Annotated in this window: 11 protein-coding genes and 2 pseudogenes; 11 read left to right on the top strand and 2 right to left on the bottom strand. The window is 34.3% G+C overall.

The window, feature by feature from the left end; all coding sequences use genetic code 11:
- Positions 1–2 precede the first annotated feature (2 nt).
- Positions 3–2,207, bottom strand: a pseudogene (locus tag EKM03_RS04225) (TonB-dependent receptor domain-containing protein).
- A 282-nt stretch (positions 2,208–2,489) separates the two neighbouring features.
- Here EKM03_RS04225 and EKM03_RS04220 point away from each other — a divergent pair.
- The 7 genes from EKM03_RS04220 to EKM03_RS14950 all read left to right on the top strand — a co-directional run bounded on the left by EKM03_RS04220 (position 2,490) and on the right by EKM03_RS14950 (position 7,783).
- A complete protein-coding gene (locus EKM03_RS04220; RefSeq protein WP_126554457.1) occupies positions 2,490–3,050 on the top strand; it encodes a sugar O-acetyltransferase in 561 nt (186 codons plus the stop codon).
- A gap of 1 nt (position 3,051) precedes the next feature.
- Positions 3,052–3,441: a VOC family protein gene (locus EKM03_RS04215; RefSeq protein WP_126554401.1), complete on the top strand. Its 390-nt coding sequence runs from the start codon at positions 3,052–3,054 to the stop codon at positions 3,439–3,441.
- Between the two features lie 158 nt (positions 3,442–3,599).
- Entirely contained in the window at positions 3,600–4,880 is a 1,281-nt protein-coding gene (locus EKM03_RS04210) for a chloride channel protein (protein WP_126460411.1), read from the top strand.
- 6 nt (positions 4,881–4,886) lie between these two features.
- The gene (locus EKM03_RS04205) at positions 4,887–5,492 is read left to right on the top strand and encodes an HPP family protein (RefSeq protein WP_126460409.1); all 606 of its coding nucleotides are present in this window, start codon (positions 4,887–4,889) and stop codon (positions 5,490–5,492) included.
- A 181-nt stretch (positions 5,493–5,673) separates the two neighbouring features.
- A complete protein-coding gene (locus tag EKM03_RS04200) occupies positions 5,674–6,213 on the top strand; it encodes a hypothetical protein (RefSeq protein ID WP_126554398.1) in 540 nt (179 codons plus the stop codon).
- A gap of 212 nt (positions 6,214–6,425) precedes the next feature.
- Positions 6,426–7,484 (top strand): nucleoid-associated protein, encoded by a 1,059-nt coding sequence (locus EKM03_RS04195; RefSeq protein WP_126460403.1) that lies wholly within the window; start codon positions 6,426–6,428, stop codon positions 7,482–7,484.
- A 143-nt stretch (positions 7,485–7,627) separates the two neighbouring features.
- Positions 7,628–7,783, top strand: a complete 156-nt coding sequence (locus tag EKM03_RS14950) for a hypothetical protein (protein WP_158614849.1) — start codon at positions 7,628–7,630, stop codon at positions 7,781–7,783.
- A gap of 58 nt (positions 7,784–7,841) precedes the next feature.
- Here the strand turns inward: EKM03_RS14950 and EKM03_RS04190 are convergent, their stop codons facing one another.
- Positions 7,842–8,906: a hypothetical protein gene (locus EKM03_RS04190; RefSeq protein WP_126739921.1), complete on the bottom strand. Its 1,065-nt coding sequence runs from the start codon at positions 8,904–8,906 to the stop codon at positions 7,842–7,844.
- 233 nt (positions 8,907–9,139) lie between these two features.
- On the opposite strand from EKM03_RS04190, the gene EKM03_RS04185 reads away from it, so the two are divergent.
- The 4 genes and pseudogenes from EKM03_RS04185 (at position 9,140) to EKM03_RS04170 (ending at position 16,802) form a co-directional block, all read left to right on the top strand.
- Positions 9,140–10,969 (top strand): PAS domain-containing sensor histidine kinase, encoded by a 1,830-nt coding sequence (locus tag EKM03_RS04185; RefSeq protein WP_126460397.1) that lies wholly within the window; start codon positions 9,140–9,142, stop codon positions 10,967–10,969.
- The gene (locus tag EKM03_RS04180; RefSeq protein ID WP_126739920.1) at positions 10,959–11,360 is read left to right on the top strand and encodes a response regulator; all 402 of its coding nucleotides are present in this window, start codon (positions 10,959–10,961) and stop codon (positions 11,358–11,360) included. Before EKM03_RS04185 ends, EKM03_RS04180 begins: the two co-directional genes overlap by 11 nt.
- Before the next feature lie 65 nt (positions 11,361–11,425).
- Positions 11,426–11,768 (top strand): annotated as a pseudogene (locus tag EKM03_RS04175) (ATP-binding cassette domain-containing protein); the annotation flags it as partial.
- Between the two features lie 72 nt (positions 11,769–11,840).
- On the top strand, positions 11,841–16,802 hold the full coding sequence (locus EKM03_RS04170) for a T9SS type B sorting domain-containing protein (RefSeq protein ID WP_126739919.1): 4,962 nt from the start codon (positions 11,841–11,843) through the stop codon (positions 16,800–16,802).
- The last annotated feature ends 37 nt before the right edge of the window (positions 16,803–16,839 follow it).

Here is a 16,839-nt window from a genome sequence, read left to right as displayed (position 1 = left end):
TTTTAAAGATTTTTCAACTGATTGTCTTTTTTATCGTTGCTAATCGTCCAAAAGAATCCTACGAAGAAAAAACGATCGGCCGTAGGAATAATTGCTTTTCTGTTATAAAAGCCCGCATTATCCGGATTGTTCACATATTCGTATCCAAAAACATTTTGACTTCCTAAAACATTAGAAACTGAGAAGTATAAAATCTTTTGTTGTGAGAGCAAATACGCCCAATTGAAGCTCAAACTGTTGTACGATTTGGTTTTTCCATTCATAAATTTCGTTTCATTTGGATTGTTGTAGGATCGTCCGGAACTGTATGAATTCGTGAAACCTATTTGCGATTTCCAATCGTTTATCCAGTATTTAGTAACGATTGATAAACTGTGATCCGCAACAAAACTTGGTGTAACTTGAGAACTGAAATTTTTATAATCTCTTTCGGTATTGATGTAGGAATAAGAAACCCAATATTCTAAATTTTTGATTGATTTTCCATCTCTCCAAAACAAATCAAAACCTTTAGCATAGCCAGAACCGGTATTATTGTAAACCGAATTATATGCGGCCATTTGGGTGTCGAATTTTACTAAATTACTGTAGTCTTTATAATAGGTTTCGGCACGAAATGTTTTCCCGTTTTTATGGTATTGAAAATTCAAAATGTAATGCGAGGCTTTTTCGCTTTCAAACTGATTGTTGTTGGAATATTTAATGTATTCAGCACTTGGAGTTTGAGTAAAATCGCCATAAGCAAATGAAAACTGACTGTTCTTTGCCATTTTATAGGCAAATGAAATTCGGGGGGAAATAGCGGTTTCGTTCAGCAAATTGTTATTCGAAGCTCTTAAGCCTACTTTTGCAGCCCATTTTTTAGAGAAGAAAATATCAGCTTCCGTGTAAACAGCCGCAATGTTCGCATTGTAGCCATTGGTAAAAACCGACCCTGAATTTTCGTTGAAATCTTCATTGAACTGGGTAATAAAATAATCTGCTCCAAAGGAAATTTTTACTCTTTCAGAAAAACTTTTTTTCAATTTTAATTTCAAATGAGCCGCATTTTCATCATTCGCCACTTTATCTGAATCTAAATTTATTTTGTTGTTGCTGTAGCCATAACTCAATCCAGTAGTAATTTGCCAATTGTTCCCAAAAACGCCTTTGTAAGACGAATTTAAATAGAAATTATTGTTATTTAAATCAACTCTGATTTTCTCCGGCGAATTGATATTTTCCTGATTAATATCAAATTTTGAAGAGTCAAAAGCAGCGTATACTTTCAAAATCCCATTATTAAAATTATAACGGTACACCGTTTCTCCAGACAACGATTGAAAAGGACTGTTCCAATCCACATTTTGTGGAATCAAAGCCTGATACGGTGCTAAATTGATGTAATTCGCATTTACGCTCAACGAACTTTTTTTCCATTTTTGGGTATTTCCAATTCCTAAACCCACAGTCATCAATGCTATTTCAGTTTTATTTTGGTCTGGGTCATCTTGTGTATTCAACAATAAAACACTGGATAACGCTTCGCCATATTCCGCTGAATAGCCGCCTGTAGAAAATGAAATTCCGCTGAACAGAAAAGGAGAAAACCTTCCTCGTGTAGGCAGATTATTCGTGGTTGCGCCATAGGGTTGCGCCACCCGAATCCCATCAACGAAAGTTTGTGTTTCATTAGCCTCGCCGCCACGAACAAACAATCGCCCGTCCTCACCTACCGTCTGTGTTCCTGGCAACGTTTGCAAAGCCGCAATAATATTTCCCGCAGAACCCGCTGTAGTTACGATGTCTAATGGTTTCAAAACCGAAACTCTAGCTTTATCGCCCGCTTCTAAAGTTCCAGCCGTAATCACAACTGCATCTAGCGACGTAACGCTTTCTCGTAATTTGATAGTTTTATTTTTAAAATTAGCGACATCAATTATGGTTTTTAAAGTTTCATAAATCAGGAAACTCACCACCAAACTCTGATTTCCAGTTGTCATAGTCGTAAAACTAAAATCACCCGTTTCACTGCTGGAAGCGCCGTCATACGTTCATTCGATAAAAATATTAGCTCCAGAAACCGGTTTTCCTTTTTCATCTACCACTTTCCCGGAAACTGTATTTTGTGAAAAAATAGTCAAGCTGAATAATAAAAAGGCAAATAAAAAAATCGTATTAAAACTTTTCTTGAAATGATTTGGCTGTTTAATACATGTTAGTTTCATCGTATTTAATTTTTTTATGAATCAAATATATTTTAGAAAAGAAGGTCGAAAAACAATACAATACTGAACTGTTGAAATACGAGGATGAGTTGTAATAATTTTAATTTTAGATTATATTTACAACGTACTATTGCGCTTCAAAAGCAGGATCAGCATGAGGGATAGTAGTGAAAATCCTTTCTTGGCTCGATGTTAAAGCGAGACAAGAAAGATTGTAACGAATAGCCCGACCGGAGCTTTTGCGCAGGGCATGCCCAAAAACAAAAAAAACTAAGTATGGAAATAAAAACCGAAAAAGAGAAAATGATTGCCGGAGAATATTATTTAGCAGGCGATCCTGTTTTAGTAAAAGACAGGCGAAAATCTAAAAATTTGCTCCACCGATTAAATGTTGTGGAATACAGAATAACTAAAAAAGCACGGGAAATTCTAAAAGAACTAATTCCTAATGCAGGAGCAAATCTTTACATTGAACCTCCATTCTTTTGCGATTACGGCTACAATATCAGTTGTGGGAAAAATGTGTATTTTAATGTAAACTGTGTTGTTTTAGACTGTGCCAAGGTCACTATTGGTTCCAATGTGTTTTTTGCACCAGGAGTTCAATTGTACACCGCCACACATCCGCTGGATGCTGAACTGAGAAAAACGCTGGAAAATGCCTTACCAATAACCATTGGTGATGATTGCTGGATTGGAGGAAATTCCGTTATTTGTCCTGGAATCACTATTGGAAATGGCTGCGTTATTGGTGCAGGTTCAGTGGTTACTAAAGACATTCCTGATAATTCTTTGGCAGTAGGAAATCCGGCAAAAGTGATCCGGCAATTAAATCAACAATAATATGATCCAACTTAACAAAATTCATCATATTGCCATTATTTGTGCCAATTATCAAAAATCTAAAACGTTCTATACAACTGTTTTAGGACTTACCATTATTCAGGAAATTTACCGTGAGGAAAGACGATCGTATAAACTTGATTTGGCACTTAACGGAGAATATGTAATAGAATTATTTTCTTTTCCAAATCCGCCAAAACGTTCTTCCGCTCCTGAAGCGGCAGGAATGCGTCATTTAGCTTTTGAAGTAGATGATATTCAGAAAACACGCGAGTATTTTGTGAATCAAAACATCCCTTCCGAAGAAATACGCATCGATGAATTTACCCAAAAAAAGTTCTTCTTTATTGCCGATCCGGATGAATTACCTTTAGAATTTTATGAAAAATAAGATACTTCCTAAATTTAAAAGAATAAAATAATACCAGAATCGCAAAAGAAAACCATGCCTTTCTTTTTTTAATTCTAATCTGGCTTTGTTTCTTTATCTTTGCAACATTGAGTTAAATTCTTTTTATTACACTAATAAAGATTCCATCCCCCTTTTAAATGAACACTACTGCAAGAATAAAAAAAAATTATCGCTTCATTAAATTCCGAAAATTAGTTATTGTCTCTGTTTTGATTGGTTTTCTTTCTGCTTTTTTAGGTGTTATTTTAAAAAATGCTACAGAATATTATGAGGAAATATTTTTTCATCAAGCGACTATCAATCCACTATTCTTAGTTATTTTCCCCGTATTTGGATTGTCGATTATTTATTTTCTTAGGGAATATTTATTTAAGAAAAAGGAAAACAAAGGCATAAAAGAAATCTTTGAAAGCACCAATTCTAAATCTAAAAATTTACCCAGTTATAAAATCCCTTCTCATTTCATTAACGGATTATTGACCGTCGTTTTTGGCGGTTCCACCGGGATAGAAGTCTCAACTGTTGTGGCTTCGGCAACCATTGGCTCCGTTGCTCAAAGAAAGCAAAATGTGTTTAGACAATACAAAACTGAATTGATATGTGCCGGAATTGCCGCTGGAATTACAGCTATATTCAGCAGCCCGATCGCTGGAATTCTTTTTGCGATAGAGGTTATTTCTAGAAAAGTCACTCGAGCATTCTTACTTAGTAACTTGATTGCGGTAGCCATTGCTTTTGGGCTGGTATTTTTATTGGACGAAAAACCACTGTTTGCAGTAAATATTACAACTTGGCATCTTAAAGCCATTCCCTATTTTATTCTCTTAGGCATTTTGTCAGGATTGAATTCTGTGTATCTAACGCGCAGTGTATTGTTTTTCAAAGCCCAATTTACGAGAATAAAAATTCCATATTTCAAAATTATAATAGGATCGCTGATTTTAAGTTCCTCTTTATTCCTGTTTCCACAGCTTTATGGCGAAGGATATCATGCTATTAAAACTATTTTTGTTAGTTCGAATGAAATGTCATTGACTTTCCCTCTGGCACTAACAATCATTGGCATCATCATCCTCAAACCCATTGTAACATCAGCCACACTTGCTTCAGGAGGAGATGGAGGTGTTTTTGCACCCAGTCTTTTCATGGGTGCTTTTTTAGGATTGCTTCTTGCTTTAGTTACAAACACTTATTTTAATGCTCATGTAATTCCGATAAACTTTATTATCATGGGGATGGCTGCCGTTTTAAGCGCAAGTATTCATGCCCCTTTTACTGCTATTTTCTTAGTTTGTGGGCTAACGAATGATTACACTTTGTTTATTCCTATTTTGTTGGTTTGCTTAATATCAAAATATACGGCAAAAATGATTTACCCTTTTACCGTTTATTCCTATTCGCCAAGTTTAATAAAATAATCTCCTATGCACGTTCAAAAAATAAAAAGGAGTTATCGCAAAACCAAATACATCCTCTACAAGGAGACTTTGGTTGATTTCAAAGAACATTCCTGGGCTTTTTTGGGTTCTTTTATTGGCATTGGAATAATAGCCTATTTGCAATCAAAAGCTTTACCAGAATCTGATGTTATATATTTAATTGGATCCTTTGGCGCATCGAGTGTATTGGTATATGGTGTGATTCAAAGTCCATTAGCACAGCCTAGAAACCTTATTGGAGGCCACCTGGTTTCAGCAATTATAGGTGTAACAATTGCTAAATTTGTCCCTGATATTCTATGGTTATCCGCACCGCTTGCAGTTTCCTTGTCTATAGTTTTGATGCAAATGACAAAGACGCTTCACCCGCCGGGAGGTGCCACAGCATTGATAGCCATAATTGGCTCCCCAAAAATTAAAGAACTGGGATACTGGTATGTGCTGTATCCTGTGCTAACTGGCTCACTCATACTCCTTGTTATTGCATTGATTGTAAATAACATGACATCAAAAAGACAATACCCAAATCATAAAAAATACCACCAGTACCGAAAAAGAGTAGCCCGTGTATTTAAAATAAAAAAACTGTAACTTTTTATTCAAATAAGTGATTTGAAAACAAAATACACTTTCCTTCTTTTCTTCAAAAAGACTTTGACATTGATGTATTCCTTTCTCGTGCATACGCAAAAATCTTATTAACAAATCTGAAATCTGAAATCTAAATCTAAAATTATATTTTACCTTTGGACTTTTAATATAAATAAAGATTATGGTTTATAAATTTAGAGTGATTCTAGACGCGGAAGAAGATGTTTTTAGAGACATTGCAATACTTGAAGACGATACTTTAGAAGATTTACACAATGCTATTTTCAATTCTTTTGGTTTTGACGGGATGGAAGTAGCTTCTTTTTATACTTGTGATGAGACTTGGAACCAAGAAGAGGAAATTTCACTTTTTGATACCGGTGATGTTCCCGGTGAGCAAAAAATCATGAGTGACTATCAATTATCTGATATTTTAGACAAACAAAATACCAAAATTCTTTATGTCTATGACTTTATCAATATGTGGACATTCCTTGTAGAACTTGCTGCTGTAGAAGACCAAGTGCTGGGTAATTTATATCCGGAAACTATTTTTTCTCACGGGGAAATGCCGGATGAAGCGATGGAGAAAAACTTTGAATCTGACAATGCCGATAACTATAATGATGAATTTGAAGATGGCTTGGACGAAGATGATCTGGACATGTTTGAAGGCGATGATAGTTTTGAAGACTACGGATTTGAGGAAAATTGGAATTAGCCCTCTCCCCAACCTGCTCCAAAGGTGAGGGGAGACTAACCATATAAAAATAAAATGAATGTCCGTATTGATACCCAATGAACATTTTTTTACGTGGCTTTCTTTGTTAGGTATGATTCCAGACAATTATAAAAAAAATCAACAAATACAAAATTACGTCTCATCTACCCCTCCTTAGGAAGGGACTGAGGGGAGGAAATCTTATAAAAAACATGATCAACTTATATAACACACACATCGAGAACTTATCCATTCATAGAGTGGGTAATAAAAGCAGAAACGAAGCCATTTTTTTATCAGAGCAGCCCTTTAATTTAAATGATGAAATTGTTCCCTTGATGAAAGAATTTTTCTTTAAACCCTTTAGAGAAAAAGAAGAAAACTATTTTCAGTTTGCCCATGAAATTGATTTGGATTACAATGATATGTTCAAGTTTGCAACAGAAGTTTTTGACAATCCAAGCAGCGTTCATGAGATTTCTAAAAAAATCACAACCCACTTATTTGAGCAATCCAATCATCCGCATATCAAGAATGGCGAAGTGTACGTTACATATTTATCTAACGTAAGTATTGATAATAATGTCGTGGATGCGATAGGGATTTTCAAAAGTGAAATACAAGCAGATTTCTTGCAGTTTGAAGAAAAAGCAACCCATTTAGAGATGATTTTGCAACAAGGTGTGAGTTTAAACAAGTTAGATAAAGGCTGCATCATTTTTAATTATAAAAAAGAGGAAGGATACAAAATCCTGACTGTTGACAGCAACCGCTACGATGCCAGATACTGGCTAGAGCATTTCTTATCAGTAGATGCTTTTGAGGATGAAAACTTTATCACTAAAAAGTATTTAAAATTTTGTCAGAACTTTGCTAAGGATGTTGTTTTCCCAGCCGAGGACAAGAAAGAAGAAGTAATGTTCATGAACCGTTCCGTGAACTATTTTGCCAAAAATGATCAGTTTGAAGAAACTAATTTCCTGAACGAAGTTTTAGACAATCCAGACCTTATTCCTGAATTCAAGAACTACAAAATGGACAAAGGAGAAAAATACAGTATTGAAGATGTTACTTCTTTTCCTATTGCAAATGCAGCAGTTTCTGATGCTAGAAAATCAATCAAAAACATCATTAATTTAGACACACACATCCAAATTAAAATGGATTTTATCAATCCTGAAAGTGCTGAAAAATATGTTGAAAAAGGATGGGACGAGGAAAAACAAATGTACTACTATCTCGTTTATTTCAACAAAGAAGAGAAGAGCTAGTTTAAGTTTACAGTGTTCTATTGCCGTTTAAAGCACCAATAATGAAATCAATCTCCAATTACGAAAGTGTAATTGGAGATTTTTTTTAGAAATAAATGCAAAAACCAACCTTGTAAATTTACGGTTCTTAAAAACTACCAAAAATGGCGCATCCATTTTTCAAAGAAAGTCCGTTTAAAACCTTGATTTCATTTCATAAGCTTATCGAAGCCTTGGAAGAAATTGCGGGTGCCAATGTAGATTGTCACGCCAATTATGCCAAAGCATTACTCCTAAAAATCGAGCGTTTTCCAGTTTAAACTAGGTAATTTTTTTAAAACACAGCAATACCGTGATTCAACTGAAAAACAAGGAAATTTATACTTTTGTTTTGAATAAAGTACTGGTTTTGAAATTTCTGGTAATAAAATGAAAAGCTGCACTCATGATACCGCCCATTGATTTTGCACTTTTAAAATTCAAATCATTGGTGTACCGATAAAGCTCTAATCGCAATTGTTCAATATGTGCCTCGGGAGCAATTACGTCCTCGCGCATAATTTTCAACAACCGCTTGATCCTGTTTTCGGCAGAAAGGATTCTTTTGGCTAAAACGGCTCTTTCTTCATCCTTATATTGCTCTATGGAACTGTTTTGAAGCTTTTCTTTAACTAATTTTACCATGGGGTAATTTTCTTTAAAAAACTGAGGGCGGTACACTTTGAAGTTTCCTTCGTAGCATTGCTGATCAAAATCAATAGCACGTATTTTATAGACCACTTGATCAAAATCATGGGTGGGCACAATTACATAATTATAGGAACGCATATCCCCTAATAATCGAATCATACAGCGTTCATTGAACTTGACAAATTCTTTGGCTATTTGCGCTTTTTCGGTTTCGGTGCAATCAATGAGCAGTGTTTTCATAAACACATCACCAGGAATCCCCATAATATGTTCTTCTATTAAAGTGTCTTCATATACTAAAAAATTTATTTTGTCCGGAGAAAGAATATGCTCTAACTCCAGTCCGTAAATACGAGAAGCATCTGCTTTTTTAATATAAAAATGGGTGTAATTATCATTTAGTATATTCCTGACTTTTATTCGAAAAGGTTTTGAATTTCCAAAAGTGCAGTAATCAATGGAATCCACATTCAAGAATTTGATAATCCCCAGATTACCGTCAGAATGGAGTAGTGAATAGATTTTTTTTAGATTCAAATCAATTTCTTCTCGCTCAAAATCATTGTAGTATACCCGTATCCATAACGTATCCTGGTCATTTTTATTATAGACCGTTATTGATCCGGAAAAACGCAATAAGTCATCGTAAAAAATAGAAACTTTTGACAAGCGATCAAACCGTCCCAAGTATTCTAAAAGTGATTTATTTACAGGATAGGATGGTTTTTTAAAAAGCATTACTGGCTCACTCATTGAAAAAAAAATTTAATACAAATTTACGATAAATTAAGGCGTTGCTTGCGATTAGTTTCTAAAAGATATTTTAATAAATTCTCATTTTTTTTCATAAAATAAATACTGACTAGACAATAAAATAAGATATAAATAGCAAAACCATCATTTTATGTTAAAAATATTTGATACAAAAAAAAATAACCTTTATATTTGGTAGTCTCCAAGACTCTTTAACTATTTAAAACCTACTGATGAAGAACAAACTAGAACTTTATTTCAGGGCGGCTCAATCAGCTAAGATTGGAATATGGAAAATGGACCTGCAAACGAATCACATTTTTTGGGATGCGGTTACGAAATGTATTCTAGAAGTTCCTGAAAATTATGAACCCATAATTGGGAATGGAATTAATTTTTACACCATGGGTGAGAATAGAGACCGAATCAAAGTTCTTATTAATAGTGCAATAAACCACGGGATTCCATTTAGTGATAAATTTGAGATTACGACCGCAAAAAACAATATCAAATATGTAGAATGCATTTGTCAAGTCGATGTGATTGATGGAAAAGCAGTATCTCTACTAGGTACTTTTCAAGACATTACAAAGGAGCAAAATCTAATCAATGAACTTCAGCTCAGTGTTGAAAAATTCTCTTCTGTTTTTTCCAGTGCCAATGATGCCATCCTAATTATAGATACCTCTAATGGTATTATTACAGACTGTAATTCCAGATCCACCGAACTTACCGGATATTATGATTCGGAAATCAAAGGAATACACCATTCGAAACTGTTTCCTATGACATTTAGAAAAGAGCTTCGTTTTTTCTTGAAATACAATTTAACAAAGAATGAATATACTGTCAACGAAACATCCTTAAGGACCAAATCTGGAAAATCAATTGCTGTTGAAATTGCTTCAGGCAAAAAATTTATGGTGGACAACATTACCTATTTAGTCTGTTTTGTCAGAGATATCAGCGAAAGAAAAAATGTTGAAGCAAAAATGAGTTTGCTTTCCCTAGCAGCCTCCGAAACTACAGACACCATTGTAATTGCAAATCCTAACGGTGAAGCAGTATGGGCAAATCAGGCTTATTTAGACCTTACAGGGTTGAAAATGGAAGAAGTAATAGGCCAAAAACCCGGCTATGCCTCTAAAGGTCCAGAAACGGATGAACAAGCCTGCGAATTCCTGCGAAAGGCAATTCAGAATCAGGAAAGTATAAAAATCACCATTCTTAATTACACTAAAAACAAAGAAAAATATTGGTTTGAACTTAATATAACAACGGTATTTGACAGCCATAATACCTTTATTCATTTCATAGGCGTAGGCCGAAATGTAACCTCAAGAATTGAAAAAGAAATAGAGTTAAAAAAATTATTGGATATTACCAACATTCAAAATAATAAATTATACAATTTCACGCATATTGTTTCCCACAACATCCGCTCCCACACCAGCAATCTATCTATGGTAATTGATGTGATAGATCATACCGATGATATTACTGAAAAACTATCTTATTTTGATTTATTCAAAGAAGGCACCCAAAAACTCTCTGAAACAATTGAATATTTGAATGAGATTATAACCATTCAGCAAAAAATAAATATTGAAAAGAAAGGAATTCGCTTAAGGCAAGAAATTGAAAAAACAAGAATGGCTTTGAGTCAGGCCATCAAAGAGAGTCAAATAGTAATTACTCACACCATTCCTGACCATTTGATTGTAAATGCTATCCCCGCTTATTTAGACAGCATATTACTTAACTTATTTACCAATGCGATTAAATATAAATCCCCCCATAGAACTGCAACTTTAGAAATTAGCTACGAAGCTAAAGACAATTACAGCATTATCAATTTCAAAGATAATGGTTTGGGATTAGATTTAGAAAAAAATGGTCACAAGCTTTTTGGTATGTACAAAACGTTTCACGGCAATGAAGACGCGAAAGGAATTGGATTATTCTTAACCAAAAACCAGCTGGAAGCCATGGGTGGAAAAATTGAAGTAGAAAGTGAAGTGGGGCAAGGTTCTAATTTTAAAATTTATTTATATGAAGAATAAATTAACATACATCATTGACGATGATAAATTAAATGTAAAATTGATGAGCATTCTCATTTCTAAAAATAAGTTTTGTGACGAAATTGAATCTTTTCATAATCCCCAATTAGCCTTAGATAAATTAAAACATTGTTTTGATACTAATGAAAACCTGCCGGACACTATTTTATTAGATTTAAATATGCCGGTCATGGATGGTTGGCAATTTTTAGATGAATTTTTGCTGATAGCCTTAGAAAAAAAAATTACAATTTTCATCATGACATCCTCAATTGACCCTAATGATATTGAAAAGACAAAAAAATACCGTGTAGTAAAAGACTATATCGACAAACCTATTACGGCACAAAAATTAGATTTATTACGTAAATTAATCGAAGAAATAAACTAAAATGAATTTTAGAGTACCAAAATCATACCTTATTCGTCCTATATAAAATTATAAAGATGACCCCTTTGGAAACGATACTCTTTATTAAAAATCTCCACAAACGTTATGGCACACTTCAAGCTTTAAAAAACGTTTCTTTCGAAATACAAAAAGGTACTGTATACGGGATTCTAGGTCCTAACGGCAGCGGGAAATCAACTACTTTAGGAATTGCGCTGAATGTGGTCAATAAAACCTCCAGTGTATACCGCTTTTGGCGGGACAATGAAAACTCATGAAGCCTTGAAAAAAGTGGGTACCATTATTGAAATACCTAACTTTTATCCCTACATGACGGCTAAGGAAAACTTAAAGTTGGTTTGCAAAATCAAAGGAATCCAATCTGCAAAAGTCAGTGAAAAGCTGGAATTTGATACTGGCAAAGTAATAAAAGGCGATTTTTCAGTAAGAAGATAATATAAATTTTGTTATTTTTAACACATGAAAAAAACTTTACTTATTTTCTTCACTTTTTTATCAATAAGTTGCTTTGCTCAATTTAGCAAAACACATTATATACCGCCTCTTACGGCGGCAAGTAATAATTTACCCGGTGATCATTATTTATATATTTCTACTCCTAGTATTACCAATGTAAAACTCGAAATTACAGCGATTGGCGGAGCGACTATTTCAGCAACAGTCAATAACAGTAATCCTTACAGACATGATATTGGACAAGGAATCGACACACAGTTATTTACTTCTAAAACTCAAATAGGAGTTATTGCTAATAAAGGTTACATTGTTGAAGCTCAGGATTTAATTTATGTAAGCGTTAGAGTCAATGCCGGTAGAAATATACAAAATGGAATAGTATCGTATGTGCATGCGGGAGGATTAGTGTCAAAAGGAAATAGTGCGCTGGGAACTACATTTAGATTGGGCGCAATGCTAAATCCTCTTTTTGATACATCACTTTTAAATTTCGCTTCAGTATTTGCTACAGAAAATGGAACAAAGATTACTCTTTCTAATATTCCTTTTGGAACTATTTTAACAGATGGAACAGTTGTTTCTGGACCTATCACTGCTAATCTAAATAAAAACGAAAGTTATGTTATTGCACTTGAAAACTACAACAATTCCGTGTCTAACAGCTCTAAAATGATTGGCGCTTTAGTTGAATCAGACAAACCAGTAGTAGTTAATTCAGGATCTTTTGGAGGCAGTAACAGTACATTATTTAATGCTCAGGGCTCTCCCGCAGGCAGAGATGTCGGTTTTGACCAAATTGTCCCTTTTGAAAAAACGGGTAAAGAATATATTTTTGTTAAAGGACTTGGTGCGGTTCCGAACGAGGAGTTAGAACGTGTTTTATTGATTGCTAATAAACCATTAACCTCAATATACCTCAATGATGGCATAACTCCCTATATAACGTTAAATAATCCTGGTGATTATATCGCTATAGATGGGAACCAATTTGTCAATGGAAATCTTTATGTAAAAGCATCCGAAAGTGTATTTGCGTATCAAAGTATTGGGGGAAGTAATTCTCCTGCCAATCAAAATTTATTTTTTGTCCCGCCCTTAAATTGTGCAACGCCAAGCATTGTTGATAATATACCTTCTATTGAATTGATAGGAAGCACAATTTATAATGGCGGATTGAATATCGTTACTGAAACAGGAGCTACCGTGACTGTAAACAACAATACGCTCAATAATAACACTGCTATTCCTGTAACAGGAAATTCAGGTTTTGTGAGATATACAAGTAATGGTTTATTCGGCAATATATCAGTAAAATCCACCAGACAAGTCTATGTTTCTTACTTTGGGACAAATGGCGCGGCTACTTATGGCGGTTATTATTCCGGTTTTGACACAAAACCAGAAATTGTAACTGATAAAATTACAGTATCTAATTCAAATTGCATCCCAAATGTTATTCTAAAAGTAAGTTCACTTTCATCATATGATAGTTTTGAATGGTATTTCAATAACGCAGTAATACCTAATACAAACAGCAATTCTTATACCCCAACGCAGCCAGGTTACTATCAAGTACGAGGCAGTATTTCAGGATGTAATTCTCCACCTGTATTGTCTGATTTAATTCCTGTTAGTACTTGCGAAACAGATACAGATCTTGACACCGTAAATGACAATATTGATCTTGATAATGACAAAGACGGTATTACAAATTGCACAGAATCCTATGGAAATCAAGTCTTGGATCTTTCAAATCCTTCAAATGGAACTGTAGCAGTTGGTCTTTACTCCAATTCATTTACTGGAACAATTACCACGTCAACAACTGCAAGTACAACGCCATTTATTGGAAGCAGTGACGGAAGTTTTATTTCCAATGTACCAGCAGGAAAAGGAAACTTTGTTAGTTATAAAATGACTTTTTCTAATCCAATCAGTTTGGAAATGAAATATGTAAATATAGCTAGTGCAACTGATTTATTGAATGCAGATGCTGAATACATAATGAATTCAGATGTTAATAAAACCATCACGGTACTAAATCCAAGTGACCAACTATTAATTGATACTAACTATGATGGTATTTACGAAAGTGGAGTAAAACAATTTTCCTCATTTGAAATCAGATTTAGATTAAAAAGTATCACTCCATTGGCTGCAGGAACAGCAACATTTCAGTTTCTAACCAATTTATCGAAATCTATTACTTTTTCACACAAAAACTTATCAGATGTCAACGCTAATAAATCAACATTAGCGATCAGTGCAGTGTGCGTTCCTAAAGACAGCGACAATGATGGGATTGCAGATCAGTTAGACAACGATAGCGATAATGACGGAATTGCTGACAATATTGAAGCACAACCAAACACTGCAGTAGCTGTAACAAATAGCGATACAAATAAAAACGGTATCGACAACGCTTACGATCCAGGACTTATACCGATGGATACTGATAGCGATGGTGTCCCTGATTATTTGGATTTAGATAGTGATAACGATGGGATTTTAGATTCAATAGAAACGGGAAATGACCTTGATTCTGATGGAATCAGAAATTATCGTGATTTAGATGCTGATGGTGATTTATGCAATGATGTCATCGAAGCCGGATTCTTAGACCCAAACAATGACGGAGTATTGGGCAATAATCCAGTTTCAGTAAATACAAATGGTCAAGTAATAAGCGGCGTAGGATATACTACACCAAATAGTAATTACACTACCGCTGCTCCTATAACTATAACAACACAACCAACAGTTTCGCCAACTTGTGAACTACAAAATGCAGTAATTACTCTAGCTGATAATGGCGGAAACACCTATCAATGGCAAGTATCCACTAATGGAACCATTTGGACTAATATTACTGATGACGCAACATATTCTGGAGTAACTACAAATTCATTGACTGTTACCAATGTAAAAACCACAATGAATGGATATAAATATCGTGTAAAATTAGATAAAATTGGAAACAGTTGTGGCTTAATTTCAAATGACACTACTTTAATCGTATATACGTTACCAACCGTGAATAATACAACCATTATTCAATGTGACGAAGATTTAAATGAGGTAACCACATTTAATCTAACGGTTAAAAATGATGAGATTTCAAGCAATTTTGCAAATGAAACCTTTTCTTACTACACTTCATTTTTAGGTGCTACAACGGCAAACGCTTCAGAGTTAATTAGTACGCCTAAGGCTTTTACGAATACAACACCTAGAATTATGAAAGTATATGCAAGAGTACTTAATTCTAATGGTTGTTTTAGTGTAGCTGAATTGACCCTAAAAGTTTTAGCAACACAAATTCCAAGTACATTCAATAGAAAGTTCGTGCAATGTGATGATTTATTAGACATAAACGGCAATAACAATGCAAACAATGATAAAAGAGATGGTGTAAGTACTTTTGACTTTAGCAGTGCAAAAACAGATATAAAGAGTTTATTACCCGCGGAAAATTACACAATAACATTTTATCGCAATCAAGCCGATGCGTTAGCAGAAATAAATGCAATCACCAATATATCTAATTACAGAAATATTGGTTACGTAAACACTCAAGAAATTTGGGGCCGCGTAGACAGTGATACAGATAATGCTTGTTATGGCTTGGGACATTACGTAACACTTACAGTTGAAAAACTTCCGTTTGCTTACGCTGTGTCTATCCCAAGACAATGTGATGACAACCAAGATGGAAAATATACTTTTAATACAGCTACATTAGAATCTGATTTAAAACAAGGACAAACTAATGTTACTGTTACTTATTTTGATCAAAATAACAATTCGATATCAAGCCCATTTCCTTCAACCTATACTACAGGCACACAAACGATAAAAGCAATTATTACTAATAATTCAACTTTAAAGTGTTTTGACGAAACGTTGATAACATTCACAGTGGATGATCTTCCAGAAGCTTTCCAAGTAACTGTAAATTTAACAACCGTATGTGATGATGAAATAGATCCTTTGTTACAAGATGGTAAGTTTGGTTTTGATACGAGTACTTTTCAGAATACGATTTTAGGAAATCAAACAGGAATGGTTGTCAAATATTTTGATGCAAATGGAGCTTCATTATCTAGTCCGTTGCCAAATCCTTTCATTAGCAGCACCCAAAACATTACAGCCGTTGTGGAGAATACTGCTAACTCAACCTGTAAAGCTTCAATTATTTTACCTTTCATTGTAAATAGTTTACCACCTATAAACTTAAATTCTGATGGATCAGAAAACGAATTGGTCTGTTCGAACCTTCCTACTTTTTTTGTAACACTAAATGCAGGGATTCAAGATGGATCCCCAACTACTGACTACACCTATAAATGGTTTAAAGATAACGTTCTTCTACCAAATGAGAACAACTACACGCTAGATGTAAATCAAGAAGGAAACTACACTGTAGAAGTAAGAATAGTTTCAGGATGTTCTAGAATTCGAACTATAAAAGTTACAGCTTCTGATATTGCTAGTATTACCAGCATTGATGTAATTGATTTAGCAGATACAAATACGGTAACCGTTAATGTATCCGGAAAAGGAATTTATGAATACAGTCTTGACGAACCATTTGGACCTTTTCAAGATTCAAATTTCTTTGATTATGTACCAGCTGGAATTCATGAAGTATACATCAATGACAAAAATGGTTGTGGAACAGTGAGCCAAAAAATAGCCTTAATTGGCGTACCTAAATTTTTCACTCCAAATGGAGACGGCCAAAATGATTATTGGAATGTAAAAGGAGTAAATGCTGATTTTAATGCAAATTCTACCATCTATATTTATGATAGATACGGCAAATTACTAAAACAAATTACAGCTTCCAGTCAAGGCTGGGACGGTACTTTTACAGGGCAGCCATTACCCTCTGATGATTATTGGTATACCATAAAATTAACTGATGGAAGAGAAGCTAAAGGTCATTTTAGTTTGAAACGATAAAACAATTAATAGGGCATGCCACCATAAATAGAAAAGG

Origin of the sequence: Flavobacterium sp. GSP6, assembly GCF_003984855.1 — a bacterium.
Lineage (GTDB): Bacteria > Bacteroidota > Bacteroidia > Flavobacteriales > Flavobacteriaceae > Flavobacterium.
This window is presented reverse-complemented; position numbering and strand designations above follow the sequence as displayed.

Coding starts and splice junctions, on each gene's coding strand:
- EKM03_RS04215 (WP_126554401.1), top strand. CDS start 3,052: ATGATCCAACTTAACAAAATTCATCATATTGCCATTATTTGTGCCAAT.
- EKM03_RS04210 (WP_126460411.1), top strand. CDS start 3,600: ATGAACACTACTGCAAGAATAAAAAAAAATTATCGCTTCATTAAATTC.
- EKM03_RS04205 (WP_126460409.1), top strand. CDS start 4,887: ATGCACGTTCAAAAAATAAAAAGGAGTTATCGCAAAACCAAATACATC.
- EKM03_RS04200 (WP_126554398.1), top strand. CDS start 5,674: ATGGTTTATAAATTTAGAGTGATTCTAGACGCGGAAGAAGATGTTTTT.
- EKM03_RS04195 (WP_126460403.1), top strand. CDS start 6,426: ATGATCAACTTATATAACACACACATCGAGAACTTATCCATTCATAGA.
- EKM03_RS14950 (WP_158614849.1), top strand. CDS start 7,628: ATGGCGCATCCATTTTTCAAAGAAAGTCCGTTTAAAACCTTGATTTCA.
- EKM03_RS04190 (WP_126739921.1), bottom strand. CDS start 8,906: ATGAGTGAGCCAGTAATGCTTTTTAAAAAACCATCCTATCCTGTAAAT.
- EKM03_RS04185 (WP_126460397.1), top strand. CDS start 9,140: ATGAAGAACAAACTAGAACTTTATTTCAGGGCGGCTCAATCAGCTAAG.
- EKM03_RS04180 (WP_126739920.1), top strand. CDS start 10,959: ATGAAGAATAAATTAACATACATCATTGACGATGATAAATTAAATGTA.
- EKM03_RS04170 (WP_126739919.1), top strand. CDS start 11,841: ATGAAAAAAACTTTACTTATTTTCTTCACTTTTTTATCAATAAGTTGC.